This window comes from Shinella sp. WSC3-e, from assembly GCF_945994535.1.
Taxonomy (GTDB): Bacteria; Pseudomonadota; Alphaproteobacteria; order Rhizobiales; family Rhizobiaceae; genus Shinella; species Shinella yambaruensis.
This window is the reverse complement of sequence record NZ_OZ000530.1, coordinates 1,622,278-1,641,971: the sequence shown is the minus strand read 5'-3', so window position 1 is coordinate 1,641,971 and position 19,694 is coordinate 1,622,278. Positions and strand designations below refer to the sequence as shown.

The following is a 19,694-nucleotide window of genomic DNA, read 5'->3' as shown; positions in this document are numbered from 1 at the left end:
AAGGAATCCCGTTGGGAAAATTGATCAATAAGATACTCGGCAAGCAGTCCTCCGCGGACATCGCCAGCGCAATCACCAAGGCCCAGGCCGAATTGGAGGCAGCGGAAGCTGCCGTGACGGCAGCCGAGGCGGCGTATGACGATGGACTGCTCACGCTTGATAAGGCTGCACTCCGCAAGCTGCTGGATGCCAAGGTCGAGGCTGGGATAGAAATCGATCAGATCCGCGCGCAACTGGCCAAGCTCGAGCGCCAGCACGCAGACGCACTCGAAGCCGAAGCCGCCGATCAGCGTCAACGTCGCTATGACGAGGCGAAGGCTGCTAGCGATGCCGCAGAAAAGCGCCTGCGCAAGGAATACCCCCGCGCTGCCATGGCCATCCGCGACCTTCTTGCCGAAGTCGCCGCCGCGTCGATCGCCGTGCAAGCTGCGAATGAGGACCCCCCGGAAGGTGCACCGGCAATCCTCGGTCCGGAATACGGGCGCTCGCAGCACCCGAAATATCAGGAGGTCATTTCCGAAGACATCGTTGAGATGTGGACTGATATCGATGGAACGTCCCCCATTCGCGACGACCTCCAGAGCCGTGTCCGCGCGCACGAGAAGAACCGGCGCGGCATGATGCGCGACAGGTCCGATAGCGATGAACGTCCACTTCAATACGGATCGGTTCAGACCGAACACGGCGTCCTCGAGGTGGTGCGGAAGCGATTTCGTCGCGCGAAAATCCTTCCCGATCAGGCTGGCTACAGCACCGCCCCGCTGGGGTGCGAGATTGTTCTGCCGCCGCTCGACGCCGGCGCAACGCCATTCTGGAAACCGGCATACGATCAGCGAGATGCCGCAGCGCAGGCTGCTGCTGAACTCAAGCCAGCACCTAAGCGCCCGGAACGTGTTGCTGAATATTCCTACAGCCTCGCCCCCAAGGAGACCGCAAATGTCTGATGATCGCCGCAAGGAAATGATCGCCGCGGCAGCCGTGGCAATGGCCCAGCGCAACGTCGCGATCGCCAAGGCGCGCTTCGGATATCAGCCGCCCGAACAGCCCTCTGCCGCTCCGGTTGCGTCGGTGCCGGCATCAGCACCAGTCACGGCGCGCAATGACGTCCTCGTGAAGGAAGCAGCCAGACGCCGTGCTGAACGGGAGGCCGCAGAGGCGGCAGAGACGAAGGCGTCTTGGGCAAGGGTGATTGCTCGCGCCAACGGCAAGCGCAACGGCGCCGTCGCCACCGAAGAGAAGCCTGCGGAGCTCACGGGCTGGGCGAAGGTCATCGCCAAAATGAACGCCCGCGGCGGCCGGTAGCCCCCCAGGTCAGGAACCTTATCCGGTTCCGGCTGCCAAGCGGACGCGCAGGCCTCGGCAATCGCGAATCACATCCTTCGAAAAGTAGTTGACACTTGACAAATGCACCCTGCCATACCGGAAATCAGGCAGCTTTTGCGTCCTATAAGGACGTCTCCAGGCAAACCGTAACCGATTGGAAAAAAAGAGGTTTGCTCGTTTTCTCCAATGACCGAGAAGTCGATTTCTTCGCCACGGAACGACGCCTTGCCGATCACGGAATCCGTCAGCCTGCGGACAACGAGTTGACAACGGTGGCCGAGATTGACGGCGAGCCGCTGTGGTCGAGAGCGGATGCGGAAACCGTGAAGGAAAACTACGCGGCTCGGCTGAAGCAGCTCGAATTCGAGCGAGAAAGCGCCTGCGTGGTCACTATCGACGACGCTGCGAGGCACATCCTCAACGAATTCGGCATCGTTCGGCAGCGGTGCCGTTCAATCGGTGCCGATGTGGCGCCCAAACTGGCCGATATGACCTCCGCCTCTGAGATCAAAGCGCTGATCGATGAGGCGGTCGTCGCCGCTTTGGCCGATTTGTCGGCGGCCTAAACTCACCCCATCCACATGCACCACCATCGCCCGGCCGACGCGCCGGGCTTTTTCATACCGAAAGGAACTACCATGACCGTATCCTACACCCTTCGCACGCCGATCGAACATGCCGGCACAACCTACCAGACCCTGACGTTCCGCGAAGCCACGACCGGCGACCTCATCGTAGCCGACAAGTTTGAAGGCCCGAACGGCAAGCTGATTGCCACCTTCGCGTCGATGGCCGACGTGCCGCTTCAGGTGTTCAAGCAGGTGCCGATGCGCGACTTCAACAAGATCGCTGTCGCAGTGGCCGACCTCATGGGGGAGGACGAGGAGGCGGATGGCGCGGCGTAGTCGCCCTCATCGCCTCCGAACTGAACACCCCCGTGAACGTCATTGAGCAGTGGCCGCCCGACAAGACCCTCGATTGGTACGAGGCGGCCGTCGAGCTCATCCAACTAAAGAATGGAGGCGGCCGTGGCGAAACGGCAAGCTGAACTTGTCCTCTCGCTGACAGACAAGGTCAGCGGAAGGGCGAAGGGTGTCCATGCCGCCCTGGCAAAACTGCAGGTGATGGCAGCCCGTAATGCGGCCGCTCTGGATGCGATGCGTGGCCGTATGTTCGATGCAGTTGCCGTCGGCTACACCTTAGCGCGGAGCCTTACGGCTCCGGTCAAGGCGGCAGTGGCTTTCGAATCCAAGCTCGAGGATATTGGCCAGAAGGCCGATATCCCTCAGAAGCGCCTCGCCGAGCTCGGTAAGCAACTTCGCCTGGTTGGTCGGCAGACCAATCAAGCCGGCAGCCAGATGGCGGAAGGCATGGACACCCTTCTGGGTCTCGGCGCCTCTGAGGGTGACGCGCTCGGCCTGCTACCTTCGATCGGCAAGGCCGCGTTCGCCTATAAGGCGTCCATCACAGATCTGTCGTCGGCCGGATATGCCGCGCTCGACAACCTGAAGGTCCCTGCTGATCAGTTCGGCAAAGCCCTCGACGCCATGGCACAGGCCGGCAAGGCTGGCGCGTTCGAACTCAAGGACATGGCGCAATATTTCCCCGCTCTTGGGGCGGGCTATCAGGCTCTGGGACAGACCGGCGTGCCGGCTGTGGCCGATCTCTCGGCCGCCTTACAGATCGTTCGAAAAGGCACGGGCGACTCGGCTTCGGCGGCCACGAACCTGTCGAACGTCCTGCAGAAGATCAATGCGCCACAGACAGTCAAGGCCTTCAAGAAGCTAGGCGTGAACCTGGAGCGCGAACTGAAAAAGCGCGCTGAAGCGGGCATGAGTCCGATTGAGGCCATCGCGGATATCACGAACAAGACCCTGAAGGGCGATCTTAGCAAGATTGGTGATCTTTTCGCGGATTCGCAGGTCCAGCAGGGCCTGCGGCCATTGATCCAGAATATGGAGCTCTACAGGAAAATCCGTGCCGAGGCCCTGGGTGCGTCCGGTACTGTTGAGGCCGACTTCGTGCGCCGCATGAAAACTTCGGAAGGCGCGCTTCTGCGAATGCAGGCCGCCCTGGAGAACATTTCCGCATCGATTGGTGCGGCATTGCTGCCGGCTCTCAATCAGGTCATTGACAAGGTGGCGCCGATTGTCACCGGCATCGCGGACCTGGCGGAACGCTACCCCGAGGCCACTTCAGCTATCGTTGCCGCAACGGCTGCGGTAGTTGGCTTTAACATCGCCATGACCGCCGCGCGCTTCGCCTTTTTGTGGACCAAGGGCGGCATCCTATCCATGGTCATCCCGGTAGCGCGGTTGGCCTCGCACTTCACGAAGGCCGCAACGGAAGCTGTTGCGCTTCAGCGTGCGCTCGGGGCGATGTCCGGCCAGAAGCTAACCGGCTTCCAGACCTTCACCACCGGCCTGCATGGAATGTGGTTGGCGGTGCCGGGTGTCTCTGCCATTGGCGGAGCGCTCAGCGCCATAGGGGCCGCACTTGCCACCATCTCCGCACCGGCATGGTTCGCCATCGGTGCGGGTGTCGCTCTTGTCGCCGGCGCCGGACTTGCCCTGTGGAGGAACTGGGATCGTATCAGCAGCATCGTGACAGGGGTTGCTCGCGCAATCGGCGAGGAACTACAGCCTGCCATCGATTTCCTGTGGCCCGTGCTCGATCCATTCGCGCAGTCCTTCTCTGCTCTTGGTGATGCTGCGAAGTGGGCTTGGGAGCAGTTCAAAGAGGCGGCTAGCTGGCTTGGCTCGTTGTTCCAGTCGAATGACCTGACGCGCCAGCACCAGATGGTGATTGAGGACAACGCCTATGCGGTGACGCGCAAGCTCATCGACGGCTTCAAGGCTCTGAATTCTGCGATGTTCCAGGCCGGCGTCGACATGATCCAGGGCATCATTGATGGCGTCGTGGCCAAGGCGGGCGAGTTGCTGGCGTGGTTCGCTGATCTTCCCGCGAAGATCAAGGCGGCGATCGGGCGAATTGACCTGACCGGCATTATCAGTTGGCCGTCCATGCCCTCTTGGTTGGGTGGCGGCGAAGAGGCTCCTGCACAAAAGCCAGCCGTCGACGGCGCGCGCGCTAAGGGCGGCCCGGTCCGGAGCGGCGGGCTGTATCTCGTCGGCGAAAAAGGTCCGGAGTTGTTCAGTCCGGGCGCGTCAGGGATGATCTCCCCGCATGACGCTTACAGGGCGGCTGCGGCGGGCTCGGCGGCATCAGCCAGTGGCCCGGTCCGGAGCGGTGGCAACACCTTCAATTTCTCACCAACCTTCAACGTCCCTGCGCGGCAGGATGCGGAATCGTTCGCTGCGGATATTTTGCGCATCCTTGGCGAGAAATCCAAGGCGACTTGGGAAGGTTATGACGGAGTATTTGCATGATACCCAGAATGCTTGATCAGCAGATCAGTCACATTGGCGTGCGTGTCGCCGACACCGAACGCCGCAACAACAATCGCCGCCGCACGGGCACGATCGCGGAAGGCCCGGACGACAAGGGCCGCTACCGCGTTGAGCTATCACGGCAAGGCGGCGTGCCATACCTCACCCCGTGGATCCGGGCCAGGACCGTCGGCGCTGGCGCCGTCAAGATGGACGTGATCTATGCCGTCGGGGAGCAAGTCGATGTAGTTTCCGAAAGCGGCGACCTGACGGACGCCCGCATCGACTTCGGGACGTATAGCGACGACAACCCACGTGAAAACGACAGCAATGTTCCCCTTCGCCTCAAAACCGGCGACTCGGTCATTGAGGTCAGCGGTAGCGGCATCACCTTGAAGGCCAGCAAGATCGTTCTGGATGGCGAAGTACACCTCGGCGGCGAAGGCGGCCAGCTTCTGCACCGCAAGGGCGATCTCGACAGCGACGGCGACACGGCCGTTGGCTCGGCAAGCCGGGTTTACGCGGTGTGATCATGCTCAAGATCGACATAAGAGGCGACGGTCTCGCCCTCTTCACCAAAGCAACGGCGGCCCTCAAGTCGCCTCGCAAGGCTGGGCAAGTCTTCAGCCGTGCGATCAACGAAACCGGACGCGTAGGGGGTACGGCCGCTGGCCGTGCCCTCGCGAAGCAGACCGGGCTCCCGTTGCGAACCGGCATGAAAGCGGTGCGTAGGAATGTCACGAAATCGACGCCTTCGACCCTGACTTATGTAATCCACGGTCAGGGTGGGGACATCAGCCTGAAGCACTTCAAGCCCCGTGAGACGAGGCGTGGCGTCAGCGCCGCCCCTCGTGGCGTGCGGCAGGTCTTCCCCGGTTCGTTTCAGAGGGCGGGATGGTGGCCGAAGCGAGTGACCAAGCCCGCATGGAACGGCCAGATCTTCGTGCGAGCGAACAGCGACGGATATTCGTACAACGTCACGAAGAACAACCCGTTCGTGCTGTCCGGACAGCAGAAGCGTGAACGCATGGGAACCAAGTTCGCCAAGCAAAAATCAGGCGTTTTCATCCCAGTGGAGCTCCTCCGCGGGGAGGTGGCGAAGGTCTGGGACCAGACAGCGGAGCGGCTCGAGCCACGCGTCATGCATCACATTGATAGAATGACGAACGGCATCTTCAAATAGGTCGGCAACCCTCGGCAACACCAGAACCGCCCTGAAATCCCGATTTTCGGCTCGGCGGCAACGGTGTTGCCGAGCTTTTTAGGTCTGTCGGTGGCCGAGCGCCGGGAGTTTCGACCCGCATCGGCTGTTTTGAGAGGGGTAAGGTTCCTGACCCGGAGGGGGTATGATCCGAATTTCACACATGAACCGGCTGCCCGGCCGGGTGGCCTGCACATTCACAGCCGAGGTCGGCGGCCTGGTGCTGCCAGGCTGCGCGTTGATCAGGCGCAGCGATGGCTATGGCCTGTCCGTGCCGCGGATCGGTGCGCCTGGGGAGACCAAGACCGTGCCGCTGTCTGCAGTCATGGAAGCGGAACTGCTGAGGGTGGCAATCGCCCACTATAAGGAGAAAATGAATGATCCGAATTGAGAACATGCGCCCCGGACCAGGGGGCGCCAAAGCGACATTTGACACTGAGATCGATGGGTGGCTGCTGCGAGACTGCGTCATAGTCCAACGGCCGGAGGGAAACTTGTCGGCGCTGCCGCCGGTCTTGCGCGGAGGGCGGCGAGCCGTCCAGATTCCTGACGATCTGTGGTTCGATTTCGTGAATGCCGCCCGTTCGGCTTATCGGCGGATCAGCCGTGAAGAGGGTTGGGTCGAGCTTTGTGCCGGCGAGCAAGAGGCTTTAGCGGCGGCGGGGATTTAGCCGACTGACCATCAATCCGGCGTCAACGGCAACTCCGGCATGACTTCTTCCGGATAAGGCATGGGCAACACTGCGCGCAGAACCTTCCAGGCCGCAATGTGCTTCCGCGCTTCCTCGCGGAAATCGTGCCATGTCGGATAGGTGACGAAATCTTGCGTTATGGCGTTTCCAACCCGCACGGTTCGGCGTTCGCGTGTCTGCACGGGCTTGTCGGGATCTTTGCCAGTCTCTAGGCATATGCTGCGCGCAACTTGCTCGATTAGTTCATCGTCTGTCATGCGTCTCTCCATGAAGGAAAATCAGAATGAACCATATAAGCAAAGCAATGCTGGCCGAAGGCATCAGGGTGTATCAGGAGCTATCTGATCAATGCTCTTCAGAGTTTGTGGTATCTGAAGTTTTTCTGGCAATGGCGCGCTTATCGTCGGATGGTCTAGATAGGTCCGATGCAGGCCGAAATGCATCAAATAGTGACCAGCAGCAAAGCAATCCTCCGCGACATTTCTAATCTCATCCAAGTCAAAGGAGAAAACATCTGTGACAGGATTTCCGCCCTTGGCGCGGTTGGGTTTGAATAGCTTATCACCTTTGAAATTCACCCAACTGTGAGCCAAGTTATTTCTGTTTCTTCGGCAGATATCAACGCAGGTTATCGCGTGCTCTAACGCCTGCAGAAGATCGGGGCACCTTTCATTTCGCCTGGCAAGTCCACGAAGCAGGTCAAGTAGGGATACGGCGCTCGCGCCATAGAGAAAATGCGCTGCATCTGCTGGCTCCATGCCGGAGTAATCCGTGACCAGCTCGGCCAGTCCTGCCTCGCAGAAATTCCAGTAAAGCGTCACCAGGCCAAGAGCATGGGCTCGCTCGGCGGAAATGAGTGTGTGCTTCTCCATCCACGTGGTCTCGCCGAGCCGTATTGGTTGGGTCATCGCTTCCTCCTGATGCGGGCTCAACCCTACGGCGAGCTCGGTCAGGTGTCGATGCCTGGCGCAACGCTATCCCCCGCTCAATCTCGCCCCATCTTCGCCAGCACAAAGTCATTGGCCTCGCGGTTCCCACAACGAGTACACCGTAGCCTCGGCTCCAGGGTGATGATCATGCGCGCCCGACCGTATTTTCTCGCCAGTTCCCATCGATCCAAGTAGCCGGCGTGCTTGCAGCGAAAGCACCGGGCGCCGAGTTCGTACCATTCTGGTATGTCCTGAAAGGCGACGGAGTGCTGGCGGCTGTTCACGTAGACGTTGACGCCGGTGAGCGTCGCCGGATCCATCGGATTGCCGGCCGTAATATCGATGCCGCGCCGGTGACGCATCAGGGGCGTTCGTAACGAGGCCTCCACCCACGGGCGTAACCCTTAGAGACGAGCACAGACGCGGTGTAGAGCTGGTCGCGGAGGAAGTCCGCGTCCGCCAGCAATTCGCGCACGGCAGCGCTCGCGTCGCCGCCATAGGCTTCAATGACTGCGTCTATTTCCTGCTGTGGAGCGACTTTGGTCGACATGGGGCACCTATAGGAATTGGGTCCGCTCGGTGGAATATGTTCCTATTTTGTTCTCATTTTGGGAGGAGTCAAGATGGAACCGGTGGTGCCGACGACCGCTTCCTGATTAACCTCAATTCTTTGGGTTAACGAGCTGATTGATTTGATCCGATCACGCTGCCGGCCGTATGGAGGGCAGGAGGTGATTTGATGAAGTATGAAATTGGAATGCACATCGTCTATGACGTTTTAAACAAGGGCGTCTTAGTCGAATTCCGCGGCAGGTCGCACTACCTGTCAGGCCCCTTCAAGACCCAGAAGGAAGCGATCATCGCGGGTGAAGAGCTGTGCCGTAAGCTTGGCTGGGGAAAATCGGACGGCGCCTGAGGCGACGCCAGGTGCTGGTTCTTTGCTACCCTACCGACGACCCACTGGGCGTTCGAGGTTGACACAAAAAAAGCCCCGCCGAAGCGGGGCAATTCGAGTGGCACATTGGCTCATGCCACTGGGAGGGCCTTCAGAGCCCGCCGCTATAGAATATAGAAATTGGGTGTATGTGAAGGCCGGGATCAGCGAAATCGGTACGGTTCGTGAATAAATTCAGTGCGGTACCGGTGCGCGGCCCAGCGACCCTAGTCCAGCAGATCCACAATCTCCCATCCCTCCGTCGTCAGCGCGGTCCAGAACCGCCCCTCGGCATCCTCCCCCACGGTTGCCCAGCCGCGCAACCGCAGTCGGCGCACCGTGTCTTTCATGGTGGCGGGGATTTCGTTGTAAGATCGCGGCCTTTCAGCAAGGAGGCGCATTGCGAGGAATTGCGGTCCAGTAAGGCGAACGACCGGCTTGCTGGAGATGTACCTGGCGGCCCGCACCTGACGCCCTTGGTCGGTGATCGCAATCTTGATTTTCTTCCGGGGCTCGATGCACATTTCGGCGAAACCGAGCTTCTCCAATTCCTGATACGCCACCAAATCCGGGTAGGCGAGTTCGTCCATGACGATTCCGTCGCTCGTCGCCAAGCGATCGATGAGGTCGATCTGAGCAGGCGTCAGGCGGTATATGAGGATGGGTTTGGCGGGCATGGCTACATCGTCGTGGTGGGCAAACTCTGCCATTGCGCGGCGGGGTTGTCGAGGGCTCGACCAGACTCTAGTACTACAGTTGCGTTTTGTGTCTTGTTTTGTAGTGAGCGCTCATTGCGTAGGCTTGATGCTCTCGTCGCCAGAGTGACCATGCGAGAACGAAGGCCGTCCTGATCGGCGGTCGCAGTAGGAGCCGGGTGATCAGATAGCGGATCTCTGCGACGCTTGGTAGAAGCGCAAGTTTGTTGGTCAGGCGGCGATTGGCGGGTTTGGACTCGTTTCGTTCGGTTTGCCACCGGCGCTGCGGCGCAGGTCGGAGCCCAACTTAGCAAGGAACGCTGCGGCCGCCATGACGAGCGTCATGTGGCGGTGCCAGGCATGCCAGGAACGGGCCTCGCAATGGTCGAGGCCAAGATCATCCTTGGCGCGCTGGAAGCACTCCTCTACCGTCCAGCGCAATCCGGCAGCACCGGCCAATTCGCAAAGCTCGGTTCCGACGGGTGCAAAGACAAAATAATAGGCGCGGGTGTTGGGTTCGCGCGGGTTGCGGCGGATCAAGAGCCAACGCTCCCACTGTGGATCCGGGCGAGAGCTAAGAGAGATGCGGGCCCAGTCATAGAGCCGCAAGCCTTTGGCGCCTTCGCCGGCGGCATGGCTCTGCCAAACCTCCGGCTTCAACCCATCGGCCATCGTTTGAGGGTCGGTTTGCTCGATCCCTTGGTCGCGTACAAAGCGTAGGCAATGATTGGAACGCACTGCCAAGACATAAGGCTGGCCGCGGCCTTCCAACATCCTGCGTAGCCGCGAATCCGAACCATAGAGCGCATCGGCCAGCACCCAGGCGCAGGGTACGCCGGCATCGAGCGCCGCCGCGATCAGATCACAGGCAATCTCCGGCTTAGTGACAAAATGCTGCTCTTGCGGGATCTGCGCTGAAGCGCGCCGCCCCTCATCGTCCACCCAGGTTTTTGGCAGGTATAGCCGCCGGTCGATCAGGGTTTGGCCGTAGCGGCTTGCATAGGCAAGGAAGACCCCCACCTGGCAGTTCTCAATTCGGCCGGCCGTGCCGGAATATTGCCGCGCCACCCCGACCGAATGTTCCCCCTTCTTCAGGAACCCGGTCTCGTCTACCACGAGAACGCCGTCCGCATCTCCGAGGGCCTCTACCGCATAGGCCCGAACGACATCGCGCAAAGCGTCGGCATCCCAATGGCTGCGCCCCAACAGCGACTGCATCCGATAAGGCCGCTCCAGTCCTGCCTGCTCGGCCATGAGCCAGCCTGTCTTGCGCTCTACTCCCGACAGCACGCCATCAAGAAAGGCGCCGCTCGATAATCGCAGTTCACGACGACGAAAGATCGGCCCCAGTCGCTCCTTCAATGCATTGAGCTCGCGTTGCCATGCCAAAATCGACCCAGACCAGCTTGCGACGGACATGAATTCCCTCCAGCTAAACGCCGAGAGTGAATCATGATCTCGCATAAAACGCAACTGTAGTACTAGTACCACTGTCCGACCGCCCAGAAGCAGGCGGCAGACAGAATGACAATAGCGATGCAGTACCCGGTCTTCTGAAGCATGACTTCTCCTCTCTCGGAAAAATGCGTCAATACAACTCGACTGTCGATCCTCGAAAGTTGCCTATTGCGCTTGTTGATGACCCGCTTGTCGCGGAAGGATTCGACGGTATGCGCAAATCTGCGCATACCGCTGAATGCAATTTTGCATCGAGTGAAATCAACGCGTTGGCACGGATCGGTGCCGAATAATTTCAAGGGGTTGGCGGCGGTCTTTGTGAAGCGGTCTGCCTTGTCCTCAGTCAGTTCGCCATTGTGGCGAACTGATTTTCTATCACCGCCATTCTTCGTCTCAGGAAACTCCAATTCGTAGAGCACCTTACGGCGTGCCGTCTCACCTCGCGCGTGCGCGCGAGGCTATTCCTGCCGATCCCTCAGACGCACGCCTGGGCCGTTGCCGTTGGACGGGATGAAGACGATTCCAAGGTCTAGCAGGGCGGCAACAACAGCCGCGACGTTGTTCGTCATGCCTGACACACTTCCTTCACTCGCCTCCATTCGCTTCAAAGTGGGCACACTGATTTTCGCCGCCGAGGCAATCTCAGCCTGCGTCTTTCCGAGGAGCGTTCTTGCCGCCGCAAGTTGTCGGCCAGATAGGTTATTCTGATCCATTGGTATCACTATGACCTTTTGGTATTGACATCGGGATCGTCGTGATCTAAAGGTATCACCTAGATACGAAAGACGCAACGAGGTGTCCCATGCCGAAACGAAACGTACCTAATGGTCCGTTAAGGAACGCCAACAACCCGAAGACGATCGCTGCCTTCCGGCGTCATCTGCGATGCCAGAACCCGCCGAAGTTTCAGGCCGGCGACGTGATCGACTTCGAGAAAGAAGGCGGACGCAAATGGCCCCTGATGATCCTTGGTGTACGCGGCAGTGACGCCGACGTCATGTGCTACGACGGCAACCCGCACCTTCTCCGCCTCAAGGTCGCCACCCTGGAGGCGTTGCGGATCACGAAGGTCGAAGCCAGCACCGAGGAGACGGTTGCGATGTATCGCAGGCTGGTCGGACTCGATGCGGAGGCTGCGAAATGAACATCCAGCGCCACAAGATCGAGCGCGCCATCGACGTGCTCATAGCCCTTCTCGATACTGCTGACGGCGACCCCGATCTTGAACCCTACCTCTCCGGCATTGACATGTGGGGCGATGACCGTGAGGCCGAACATGACGGCCGCGAGCCGGATGAAGACGGTGAGCCTGACCTTGGATGGACCGAGTCCATTATGCAGGGCGGGCCGTCATGGTTCCCGATTGGTTGGGGAATCGACCATGAGGCAGACCCGGCCGAATCCGGCATCGCCGATTGGGGCGGGCTGGAAGAGCAAATGCGGAGGGGCGTGGCATGAACTGGCGCGACTGGTATCCCGAAGGCAGCACCGTCTTCATCGGCCGCGAGCAGTACATGCTGCGTCACAACGAGCATGACCTCGGCGTCGACCTCTACAGAGGCGACCAGCGTGTCATGACGATCGCCCCGGAATACGTTCCGGTGATTGCGAGTGGAATCAAGTATCCGGAGGTGACGGCATGACCCAGCCGAGATTCGTGATGATGACGTGCCGCAACGGTCAGGTCGGTTGCCTTGGTGTCGCGCTCAGTTTCGAGCACGCGAAGGAAGCCGTCGACGAGTGGGTCGAGGAGAATCGTGCGGGCGGCCGCGCATATGCCTGGGTCGAGCGCGCCGAATACGCGGTTTATCCCTCCTAACCATTTCGCCCCTGTACCCGCGCGGGACTTCTAGCCCGACAGCGGTAACGGATGATGCGAGTTCGAATCTCGCCAGGGGCTCCATTTCTTCCTTCCCGACCGTAGTCATGTCCGGTCAGGAGGGTGCCGCGCGCTGCTGCTCCTCGCTTGGTGGCGCGCGGCCTTTTTTACACCACGAGGCCAGCCGGGCACCACCGCTCCCACACTGCGGCCGGCTGGCCGACCCCTATACGATGTAGTATCGTCATCCCGTGCGCGGCCACCCACCGGTTGCAGCCCATTGCCGCAGCGCCGCGCACGGAGCCGCTCGCCTGAAAGGGCGAGCGGTTTTGTTTTTCTCTAGTTGCTTCACCGGGCAAGCCGCGGTCAGCCGAAATGGGAGCGACAACGGTTCCAGAGGTGCTCCGCGTCGCCGGGCTCCTCCCGGAAAACGCGGATTACGGTAAGGGCAATCGCATCGAGATCCCGGTTCGCGTGCCTTTTCAGGCGGGCGACGACATCCCGCATCACTGCGATATCGTCGGGTTCGAATATTCCTGCTTGCGGTAATAAATGTGGGAGATCCATGGCGAGCTCCCTTCCTCGTTCGGGGCGAAAGGAGTCACCTCACGGCCGACAGCGCCCTAATAACCAGGCTGCCGATAAAGACAGTGTGCACTTGTCATGTGACAATTACAAGTCGAGCGAGCCATATAACGCTTCCCTTATTTAGTGCATCAACATTTTAAGTGGCGGGATGGAACTTTTGATCGGCATCTTTGTTTTCACGGCGACCAACAAGCGCCCTTGAAACACACGCGCAGGCTATCGACTTCGATTGGCGCCAGGGCAGCTTTTGGAACGAGGATCTTGATGCTGCCAGAAATGTACTTTGCAACCCCTATCTCCGTTACGTTCACGAACGGAATCACCCGAATGTTCCAGGGTGTCCACGACGCTCTCGACTTCCTCGCAAAGGAATGGCCACTTCGGACTGGCGAGTGCTACGCACGCGCCTGTGAACTATGCCGTGCCGCCCTCCAGTTCCGAACATCGGCGGCCGTTGCACGCGAGGCGTTCGTCTCTGCATGCCTTGAAGCGGGAATGCCGGTGCAGGCGTTGCCGCCCCTTTGGCACCGATCCGGCCCCTCTACGCCCCCGATGATGAGTGTTTGATATCAAAGCCGCCCGGCAACGATTGTCGGGCGGCCCTTTTTTCATTTCTGCTTCCCGCCGCCACTCTTGCCGTCGGAACTCTTAGAGCGCTCCTCGAAGCGATCCGCGCCCTTGGCGAGATCCGAACCCTTCTCAGCCTCAACTTCGCGCTCTTCGGCCCGTGCGGCCTTGTGGAGGCCACGGGCGCCTTCTTTGCCCTTCTCGGTCGGTGCGTTCTCAATTGCCATTCTGCGTCCTCCTGTGGGGCAGAGGAAACGGGCTGCGGCACGATGAGGTTCCGGTCGACAGGAACAAGTTTGAAGGCCGTCACGTTTGGCCTCAAATAGAAAAGGAGAACCATTATGAACAACATTGTATACATCGTCGGCCTCGTCGTCATCGTCATCGCTGTTCTTTCGTTCTTCGGACTTCGGTAAGACCATGGACGACGAACGCGAAGGACGGATCAAGGCGAGGGCCTTTGAGTTATGGCAGCGTGAAGGTTCGCTGGACGGCACGTCGCTAGGCCATTGGATCCAGGCCGAGCGGGAAATCCAGGAAGAGGACGAGGCTGAAGCTGCGAGTCGGGATGTCGTGGGCTTGGCCGCCGCGGCCAACCCGACGCATTGAGTTCGACTCCTGTGTGGAGCCATCTGTGAGGGCAGGGCGGCCACACATGCGCCATCCATGCGCCACGGAAACCCCGCCACCTCTGGGTAAACGCTGAAAAACCGGGAAAAACTGGTTAAAGCTAATGGCGCATGAAAAGTTCATGCAGAAGGCGGTCTACCCGGTTTATCTCAACGATTTCAGGTGCTTCGGTGGTGAGCGCGCAGGGATTCGAACCCTGGACCTACTGATTAAAAGTCAGTTGCTCTACCGGCTGAGCTACGCGCTCCCTGGCGGTGCGAAGGCGCCCCGCGGAAGTGCGCGGAACATAGGCAGGAGGATTTGCCGGGTCAACCCGGAAAATGCGGCGAAAAACAGCTTTTGCTGCATTTCGCCGCGTTCTCCAAAAGGTGATTGGCAGGAGAGGGTTTCGGCGGATACTAGGAAGCGCCATTGGAGGGGCGGCATGGCCGGTTTCGGGCCTGGCCGCCTTTCACCGCCGCTGCGGAGTAGTTCTTTGTCGATCGCCGATATTTCCCTGTTGAGCGCGCTTCTTGCCGGGGCCCTCTCGTTCCTGTCGCCCTGCGTCCTGCCGCTCGTTCCGCCCTATCTCTGTTACATGGCCGGCATTTCCGTCGAGCAGTTCAAGGGCGGGGATGCGGTGGCGGTGCGGCGCGAGACGCGCGGGGCCGTTCTCCTGGCGGCCTTCTGCTTCACGCTCGGTTTCGCCACGGTCTTCGTGGCGCTCGGGGCTGGGGCCTCGACGATCGGCATGGTGCTGCGCCGGCATCTCGACATTCTCGCGCAGGTCGGCGGCGTCATCATCATCCTGATGGGCCTGCATTTCCTCGGCGTGCTGCGGATCGGGCTTTTTGCCCGCGAGGCGCGCTTCCAGGGCGGCGGCAAGCCGGCGACGGCGTCCGGCGCCTACATCATGGGCCTTGCCTTCGCCTTCGGCTGGACGCCCTGCATCGGGCCGGTGCTGGGGGCGATCCTCGGCGTCGCGGCGGCGCGCGAGACGGTGGGCGACGGGGCCGTCCTGCTTGCGATCTACTCTCTGGGGCTTGCGGTGCCGTTCTGGATCGCGGCCGGCTTTTCCGGCGCCTTCATGCGCTTCCTCATGCGTTTCCGCCGACACCTCGGCACGGTGGAGAAGGTGATGGGCGTGCTGCTCGTCCTCACCGGCCTTGCCTTCATCTTCGGCTATATCAGCACTGTTGCCATCTGGTTCCAGCAAACGTTTCCCATTCTCTCGCAAATCGGCTAGTCGGGACGAGGCCTGAGGCACCGCGATCCCACGGGATTCGCGCCGTCACGCGTCAGGCCCTCGATTTTTCGCATGTCGCAGAGAGCCGCCGCACGCTCTTGCGCGACATGCCCCAGGCAAGCGGGAGCAGGCTTCGGCCCATGGCTGACATCATCGGACTGGTGCTGCCGTTCTTCGGCATGATTTTCCTCGGCTACGTGGTCGCCCGCATCACGCGGCAGCCGGTCGAGGCGCTCGGCTGGCTCAACACCTTCATCATCTACATCGCGCTGCCCGCGCTGTTCTTCAAGCTGGTGGCCAAGACGCCGATCGAGCAATTGACGCGCATCGACTTCATCCTCGCCAATATCAGCGCGACCTACCTGGTCTTCGGCCTGATCTTCGCGATCGGGCTCTGGCTGCGGCGGGCGTCGATAGGCGAGGCGACGATCCAGGGGCTGGCGGCGGCCTATGGCAATATCGGCTATATGGGGCCGGGACTGGCGCTGCTCGCCTTCGGCGAGCCGGCGGCGGTGCCGGTGGCGTTGGTCTTCTGCTTCGAGAACATGCTGCATTTCATGGTCGCGCCGGCGCTGATGGCGCTTGCCGGCGGGGAGAAGCAGCCGGCGCTCAAGATCGCCGGCGGGGTGCTGCGCAAGATCGTCACCCATCCCTTCATCATCGCGACGGCGGCCGGCTTCGGCGCGGCCTTTGCCGGCGTCGAGCCGCCGGTGCCGCTGCAGCGGCTGATCGACTACCTGGCGCAGGCGGCGGCGCCCTGCGCGCTCTTTGCCATGGGCGTCACGCTGGCGCTCCGGCCCTTGAAGCGGGTGCCGGTGGAGATCGGCTACATCGTGCCGGCAAAACTCCTGCTGCTGCCGGTCGCCATGTATCTGGTGCTCGGACTTGCGGGCAACTTCGATCCGGTCTGGGTCTTCACCGCGGTGCTGCTCGCCGCCCTGCCGACGGCGACCAACGTCTTCGTCATCGGCCAGCAATACGGCGTGTGGCAGGAGCGGGCGTCGGCGACCATCCTCATCACGACGGTGCTGTCCGTCGCGACGGTGACGATCCTGCTCTATCTCATCAAGTCAGGCCTGCTTCCGGGCGACCCGTTCCCGTAGGCCGTCGCGAAAGGCCTTCAGCGAGCCGAGCGGCTCGATGCCTTCGCGCATGACGATGCTGCGCAAGGGGCCGAGGGCGGAAAGCAGGTGCAGGCCGGCCGAGCGCAGGAACTGCACGGGCAGGAAATCGGAGAGGAGCGAGCGGTTGAGCAGGTCGACGCTGAGCGTGCGCGAGCGGATGTCCGCCTGCCGCCTGCGGTCGAAGCGTTCGCCGATCCCCGCGTCGTTCGCCGGCGTCGCCCCCTGGACGAGTTCCTTCAAGGCCATGATGTCGCGCAGGCTGAGATTGAGGCCCTGCGCGCCGATCGGCGGGAAGGCATGGGCAGCTTCGCCGAGGAGCACGATGCGGCCCTTGCCGAATCGCTCGGCCGTCATGCCGGAGAGCGGGAAACGCTGCGCCGCGCCCTCGACGGTGACCTTGCCGAGCATGGATTGCATGCGTGCCTCGACCGCGTGGCCAAGATCGGCGGCGGACAGGTCGCCGAGGCGCGCCGCCTCCTTCGGCGGCAGCACCCAGACAAGGCTGGAGCGCCGGCCGGGCAGGGGAACCTGCGTGAAGGGGCCGCTCTCGGTGTGGAACTCCGTCGAGACATTGCCGTGCGGCCGGTCGTGCGAGAAATTGAGCACGAGGGCGGCCTGCGGATAGGACCAGGCCTTGACGCCGATGCCGGCACTCTCGCGGATCTTCGATTTCCGGCCGTCGGCACCGGCGACGAGGCCGGCCAGGACGCGTCCGCCATCCTCGAGCGTCAGCTCGACGCCTTCCTCGAAGGCATTGGCGGTCGTTACGCCGCTCTCGATCCGCACGATATTGCCGGTCGCCGCGATGCGGGCGTCCAGCACCGCAAGGAAGGGCGCGTTCGGGATATTGTAGCCGAAGGCCTCCAGCCCGACCTCGCTGGAGCGGAAGGCGACGGGCGGGGCGCGCAACAGGCGCGCCGTGCCGTCGAGGATCTGCATGGTTTCGAGCGCGGCGGCATGGCGGGCGATCTCCTCCCACAGGCCGAGCGTCTTGAGGAAGGCGATGGACTGGTCCATCAGCGCCGTGGTGCGGCCGTCATTTGCGCGGGCGGGCGGGGCGATCAGCGCGACGCTTGCGCCCGAATCGGCAAGCGCCAGCGCCGCGAGGCTGCCGGCAAGGCCGGCGCCGACGACCGCGATATCGAATTGCCTCATGACCGACCTCCGAAGCGGCAAGCGTTACCCACAGGACCGGGGTCGCTTCTACCGGCAGAATCTAGGCCGGCAAAGAGGCAATTTCCATGGGATGAATCGGCGCAGGGCGCCAAGTCGCCGGACGGGTGGCCGATTTGCACTGGCGATGCCGGGCAATCAATGCATATTACGGGCAGTGACCGCGTAAGAGGGCATGTCGGCGCACCGCCGATGAAAACCCCAGGGATGGACTGCGAAGGGCCATGAAGTTTTTCAACTACAAACGCGTACCCTACGCGGAGATCCGTGCCTTTTCCGTCCATATCCTGACGGCGTCCGGCTCCTTCCTCGCCTTTCTCGGCGTGGTGGCCGCGGGCGAGCACCGTTTCGTCGACATGTTCTGGTGGCTTGGCCTGGCACTGCTCGTCGACGGCATCGACGGGCCGATCGCCCGCAAGGTGCGGGTCAAGGAAGTGCTGCCCAACTGGTCCGGCGATACGCTGGACAATGTCATCGACTATGTGACCTACGTGCTTTTGCCCGCCTTTGCGCTCTACCAGAGCGGCATGATCGGCGAGCCCTGGTCCTTCGTGGCCGCGGGCGCCATCGTCGTTTCGAGCGCCATCTATTATGCCGACATGTGCATGAAGACGGACGAATATTTCTTCTCCGGTTTCCCGGTCGTCTGGAACATGGTGGTGTTCACGCTGTTCGTCATCCAGGCGAGCGAGCTGACGGCGTCGATCATCGTCTTCGTCTCCGTCTTCCTCACCTTCATGCCGATCAACTTTCTGCATCCGGTGCGCGTCCAGCGGCTGCGGGCGCTGAACCTCGCCGTTTTCTTCCTCTGGGCGCTGCTCGGCGGCTATGCGCTGCTCCTGCATTTCGATACGCCGGCCTGGGTGGTCTGGGGCGTGGTGGCGACGGGGATCTATCTCTATGTCGTCGGGGCCGTGCTGCAGGTGTTTCCCAATCTCGGCCGGTAGAAACAACAATCTGGAGGATTTTCGATGACCAAGGCGATCGTCGTCCGCAGTCTCGGCGGACCGGAGGTTTTGAAGCTCGAGGAGGTGCCGCTGGATGCGCCGGGCCCGGGCGAGGTGCAGATCAGGCAGGCGGCCGTCGGGCTCAATTTTATCGACGTCTATTTCCGCACGGGGCTCTACAAGGCCGATCCGCCGTTCATTCCCGGCAAGGAGGGGGCTGGCACGGTCACCGCGCTCGGTGAGGGCGTGACGGATTTCGCCGTCGGCGACCGCGTCGCTTATGCCTCCGCGGACGGCGCCTATACCGCCGAGCGCAACGTCGCCACGAAACATCTGGTGAAGGTGCCCGACGGCATCTCGCTCGAAACGGCGGCGGCGATGATGCTGAAGGGCATGACGGCGCAATACCTTCTGCTCCAGACCTATCAGGTGAAGCCGGGCACGGTGCTGCTGTTCCACGCGGCGGCCGGCGGCGTCGGGCTGATTGCCGGGCAATGGGCGAAGGCGCTCGGCGCGACGGTCATCGGCACGGCGGGATCGCAGGCGAAGGTCGAGCTTGCGCTGGCGAATGGCTACGACCATGTCATCGACTATACGAAGGAAGATTTTGTCGCGCGCGTTCGCGAGCTGACGGGCGGGGCGGGCGTCGACGTCGTCTACGATTCCGTCGGCAAGGACACGTTCCCGCAATCGCTGGACTGCCTGAAGCCGCGCGGCCTCTTCGTCAGCTTCGGCAATTCCTCCGGCCCGGTCGAGGCCTTCAACATGGGCCTGCTCTCGCAGAAGGGCTCGCTCTACGCCACGCGCCCGACGCTCTTTGCCTATATCGCCACGCGCGAGGCGCTGGATGCATGTGCAAACTCGCTCTTTGATGTTGTGCAAAGCAACAAAGTGCGTATCAATATTCATCAGACTTATCCGTTGGCCGAGGCGGGACGCGCGCACACGGATCTGGAAGCAAGAAAAACGAGTGGAACGACGCTGCTCATTCCCTGACACG

30 protein-coding genes and 2 tRNA genes are annotated in these 19,694 nt (G+C 61.5%); 21 read left to right on the top strand and 11 right to left on the bottom strand.

Annotated elements, in window-relative coordinates:
- Window positions 1-11: 11 nt before the first annotated feature.
- From AABF56_RS08380 to AABF56_RS08340, 9 genes are all read left to right on the top strand, one after another.
- Window positions 12-944 carry a hypothetical protein gene (locus AABF56_RS08380; RefSeq protein ID WP_272805584.1) on the top strand — a complete coding sequence of 311 codons (933 nt, stop codon included), beginning with the start codon at window positions 12-14 and terminating at the stop codon, window positions 942-944.
- Window positions 937-1,302 carry a hypothetical protein gene (locus tag AABF56_RS08375; RefSeq protein WP_272805583.1) on the top strand — a complete coding sequence of 122 codons (366 nt, stop codon included), beginning with the start codon at window positions 937-939 and terminating at the stop codon, window positions 1,300-1,302. Before AABF56_RS08380 ends, AABF56_RS08375 begins: the two co-directional genes overlap by 8 nt.
- Before the next feature lie 95 nt (window positions 1,303-1,397).
- A complete protein-coding gene (locus AABF56_RS08370; protein WP_272805582.1) occupies window positions 1,398-1,889 on the top strand; it encodes a hypothetical protein in 492 nt (163 codons plus the stop codon).
- A 72-nt stretch (window positions 1,890-1,961) separates the two neighbouring features.
- On the top strand, window positions 1,962-2,228 hold the full coding sequence (locus AABF56_RS08365) for a phage tail assembly protein (RefSeq protein WP_272805581.1): 267 nt from the start codon (window positions 1,962-1,964) through the stop codon (window positions 2,226-2,228).
- A gap of 123 nt (window positions 2,229-2,351) precedes the next feature.
- A complete protein-coding gene (locus AABF56_RS08360) occupies window positions 2,352-4,712 on the top strand; it encodes a phage tail tape measure protein (protein WP_272805580.1) in 2,361 nt (786 codons plus the stop codon).
- An 8-nt stretch (window positions 4,713-4,720) separates the two neighbouring features.
- A complete protein-coding gene (locus AABF56_RS08355) occupies window positions 4,721-5,242 on the top strand; it encodes a phage baseplate assembly protein V (protein ID WP_272805579.1) in 522 nt (173 codons plus the stop codon).
- Window positions 5,243-5,244: 2 nt separating this feature from the next.
- Complete coding sequence (locus tag AABF56_RS08350; protein ID WP_272805578.1) at window positions 5,245-5,895, top strand: hypothetical protein; 651 nt, start codon at window positions 5,245-5,247, stop codon at window positions 5,893-5,895.
- Window positions 5,896-6,058: 163 nt separating this feature from the next.
- Window positions 6,059-6,304 carry a hypothetical protein gene (locus tag AABF56_RS08345; protein WP_272805577.1) on the top strand — a complete coding sequence of 82 codons (246 nt, stop codon included), beginning with the start codon at window positions 6,059-6,061 and terminating at the stop codon, window positions 6,302-6,304.
- Window positions 6,305-6,407: 103 nt separating this feature from the next.
- Window positions 6,408-6,584, top strand: coding sequence for a hypothetical protein (locus tag AABF56_RS08340; protein WP_272805576.1), 177 nt, complete (start codon window positions 6,408-6,410; stop codon window positions 6,582-6,584).
- An 11-nt stretch (window positions 6,585-6,595) separates the two neighbouring features.
- Here AABF56_RS08340 and AABF56_RS08335 read toward each other — a convergent pair whose 3' ends face one another.
- The 3 genes from AABF56_RS08335 to AABF56_RS08325 form a co-directional block, all read right to left on the bottom strand.
- Entirely contained in the window at window positions 6,596-6,862 is a 267-nt protein-coding gene (locus AABF56_RS08335; protein WP_272805575.1) for a hypothetical protein, read from the bottom strand.
- Window positions 6,863-6,925: 63 nt separating this feature from the next.
- On the bottom strand, window positions 6,926-7,513 hold the full coding sequence (locus AABF56_RS08330; protein WP_272805574.1) for a hypothetical protein: 588 nt from the start codon (window positions 7,511-7,513) through the stop codon (window positions 6,926-6,928).
- Between the two features lie 77 nt (window positions 7,514-7,590).
- The gene (locus tag AABF56_RS08325; RefSeq protein WP_272805573.1) at window positions 7,591-7,896 is read right to left on the bottom strand and encodes a hypothetical protein; all 306 of its coding nucleotides are present in this window, start codon (window positions 7,894-7,896) and stop codon (window positions 7,591-7,593) included.
- A 377-nt stretch (window positions 7,897-8,273) separates the two neighbouring features.
- On the opposite strand from AABF56_RS08325, the gene AABF56_RS08320 reads away from it, so the two are divergent.
- On the top strand, window positions 8,274-8,450 hold the full coding sequence (locus tag AABF56_RS08320; protein ID WP_272805571.1) for a hypothetical protein: 177 nt from the start codon (window positions 8,274-8,276) through the stop codon (window positions 8,448-8,450).
- A gap of 245 nt (window positions 8,451-8,695) precedes the next feature.
- Here AABF56_RS08320 and AABF56_RS08315 read toward each other — a convergent pair whose 3' ends face one another.
- The 4 genes from AABF56_RS08315 to AABF56_RS08300 form a co-directional block, all read right to left on the bottom strand.
- Window positions 8,696-9,145 (bottom strand): hypothetical protein, encoded by a 450-nt coding sequence (locus AABF56_RS08315; RefSeq protein WP_272805570.1) that lies wholly within the window; start codon window positions 9,143-9,145, stop codon window positions 8,696-8,698.
- A gap of 249 nt (window positions 9,146-9,394) precedes the next feature.
- Entirely contained in the window at window positions 9,395-10,582 is a 1,188-nt protein-coding gene (locus AABF56_RS08310) for an IS701 family transposase (RefSeq protein ID WP_113488754.1), read from the bottom strand.
- Window positions 10,583-10,644: 62 nt separating this feature from the next.
- On the bottom strand, window positions 10,645-11,040 hold the full coding sequence (locus AABF56_RS08305) for a hypothetical protein (RefSeq protein ID WP_272805569.1): 396 nt from the start codon (window positions 11,038-11,040) through the stop codon (window positions 10,645-10,647).
- 39 nt (window positions 11,041-11,079) lie between these two features.
- A complete protein-coding gene (locus AABF56_RS08300) occupies window positions 11,080-11,334 on the bottom strand; it encodes a helix-turn-helix domain-containing protein (RefSeq protein WP_272805568.1) in 255 nt (84 codons plus the stop codon).
- A gap of 89 nt (window positions 11,335-11,423) precedes the next feature.
- On the opposite strand from AABF56_RS08300, the gene AABF56_RS08295 reads away from it, so the two are divergent.
- The 5 genes from AABF56_RS08295 (at window position 11,424) to AABF56_RS08275 (ending at window position 12,524) form a co-directional block, all read left to right on the top strand.
- Window positions 11,424-11,765 (top strand): hypothetical protein, encoded by a 342-nt coding sequence (locus tag AABF56_RS08295; protein ID WP_272805567.1) that lies wholly within the window; start codon window positions 11,424-11,426, stop codon window positions 11,763-11,765.
- The gene (locus AABF56_RS08290; protein WP_272805566.1) at window positions 11,762-12,079 is read left to right on the top strand and encodes a hypothetical protein; all 318 of its coding nucleotides are present in this window, start codon (window positions 11,762-11,764) and stop codon (window positions 12,077-12,079) included. Before AABF56_RS08295 ends, AABF56_RS08290 begins: the two co-directional genes overlap by 4 nt.
- Complete coding sequence (locus AABF56_RS08285; RefSeq protein WP_272805565.1) at window positions 12,076-12,264, top strand: hypothetical protein; 189 nt, start codon at window positions 12,076-12,078, stop codon at window positions 12,262-12,264. The genes AABF56_RS08290 and AABF56_RS08285 overlap by 4 nt, the downstream gene beginning before the upstream one ends.
- Window positions 12,261-12,440, top strand: coding sequence for a hypothetical protein (locus AABF56_RS08280; protein WP_272805564.1), 180 nt, complete (start codon window positions 12,261-12,263; stop codon window positions 12,438-12,440). Before AABF56_RS08285 ends, AABF56_RS08280 begins: the two co-directional genes overlap by 4 nt.
- A 7-nt stretch (window positions 12,441-12,447) precedes the next feature.
- Window positions 12,448-12,524: transfer RNA gene (locus AABF56_RS08275), tRNA-OTHER, on the top strand.
- 282 nt (window positions 12,525-12,806) lie between these two features.
- On the opposite strand, the gene AABF56_RS08270 is transcribed toward AABF56_RS08275, so the two are convergent.
- A complete protein-coding gene (locus tag AABF56_RS08270) occupies window positions 12,807-13,007 on the bottom strand; it encodes a hypothetical protein (RefSeq protein ID WP_272805563.1) in 201 nt (66 codons plus the stop codon).
- Between the two features lie 282 nt (window positions 13,008-13,289).
- Here AABF56_RS08270 and AABF56_RS08265 point away from each other — a divergent pair, with 282 nt between their 5' ends.
- The gene (locus tag AABF56_RS08265; protein WP_443021095.1) at window positions 13,290-13,595 is read left to right on the top strand and encodes a DUF982 domain-containing protein; all 306 of its coding nucleotides are present in this window, start codon (window positions 13,290-13,292) and stop codon (window positions 13,593-13,595) included.
- A 41-nt stretch (window positions 13,596-13,636) separates the two neighbouring features.
- Here the strand turns inward: AABF56_RS08265 and AABF56_RS08260 are convergent, their stop codons facing one another.
- A complete protein-coding gene (locus AABF56_RS08260) occupies window positions 13,637-13,822 on the bottom strand; it encodes a hypothetical protein (RefSeq protein WP_272805562.1) in 186 nt (61 codons plus the stop codon).
- Window positions 13,823-14,015: 193 nt separating this feature from the next.
- On the opposite strand from AABF56_RS08260, the gene AABF56_RS08255 reads away from it, so the two are divergent.
- Window positions 14,016-14,204 (top strand): DUF2934 domain-containing protein, encoded by a 189-nt coding sequence (locus AABF56_RS08255; RefSeq protein WP_272805561.1) that lies wholly within the window; start codon window positions 14,016-14,018, stop codon window positions 14,202-14,204.
- Window positions 14,205-14,396: 192 nt separating this feature from the next.
- Here the strand turns inward: AABF56_RS08255 and AABF56_RS08250 are convergent.
- A tRNA-Lys gene (locus tag AABF56_RS08250) sits at window positions 14,397-14,472 on the bottom strand.
- A gap of 228 nt (window positions 14,473-14,700) precedes the next feature.
- Between AABF56_RS08250 and AABF56_RS08245 the strand changes: the two genes are divergently transcribed.
- Window positions 14,701-15,450 (top strand): cytochrome c biogenesis CcdA family protein, encoded by a 750-nt coding sequence (locus AABF56_RS08245; RefSeq protein WP_064330188.1) that lies wholly within the window; start codon window positions 14,701-14,703, stop codon window positions 15,448-15,450.
- A gap of 140 nt (window positions 15,451-15,590) precedes the next feature.
- Window positions 15,591-16,553 carry an AEC family transporter gene (locus tag AABF56_RS08240; protein ID WP_272805560.1) on the top strand — a complete coding sequence of 321 codons (963 nt, stop codon included), beginning with the start codon at window positions 15,591-15,593 and terminating at the stop codon, window positions 16,551-16,553.
- Here the strand turns inward: AABF56_RS08240 and AABF56_RS08235 are convergent.
- The gene (locus tag AABF56_RS08235) at window positions 16,521-17,729 is read right to left on the bottom strand and encodes a UbiH/UbiF family hydroxylase (RefSeq protein ID WP_272805559.1); all 1,209 of its coding nucleotides are present in this window, start codon (window positions 17,727-17,729) and stop codon (window positions 16,521-16,523) included. The genes AABF56_RS08240 and AABF56_RS08235 overlap by 33 nt on opposite strands.
- A gap of 242 nt (window positions 17,730-17,971) precedes the next feature.
- Between AABF56_RS08235 and pcsA the strand changes: the two genes are divergently transcribed.
- A complete protein-coding gene (gene pcsA / locus AABF56_RS08230) occupies window positions 17,972-18,694 on the top strand; it encodes a phosphatidylcholine synthase (protein WP_272805558.1) in 723 nt (240 codons plus the stop codon).
- A 24-nt stretch (window positions 18,695-18,718) separates the two neighbouring features.
- On the top strand, window positions 18,719-19,690 hold the full coding sequence (locus tag AABF56_RS08225) for a quinone oxidoreductase family protein (RefSeq protein WP_272805557.1): 972 nt from the start codon (window positions 18,719-18,721) through the stop codon (window positions 19,688-19,690).
- Window positions 19,691-19,694: the final 4 nt, after the last annotated feature.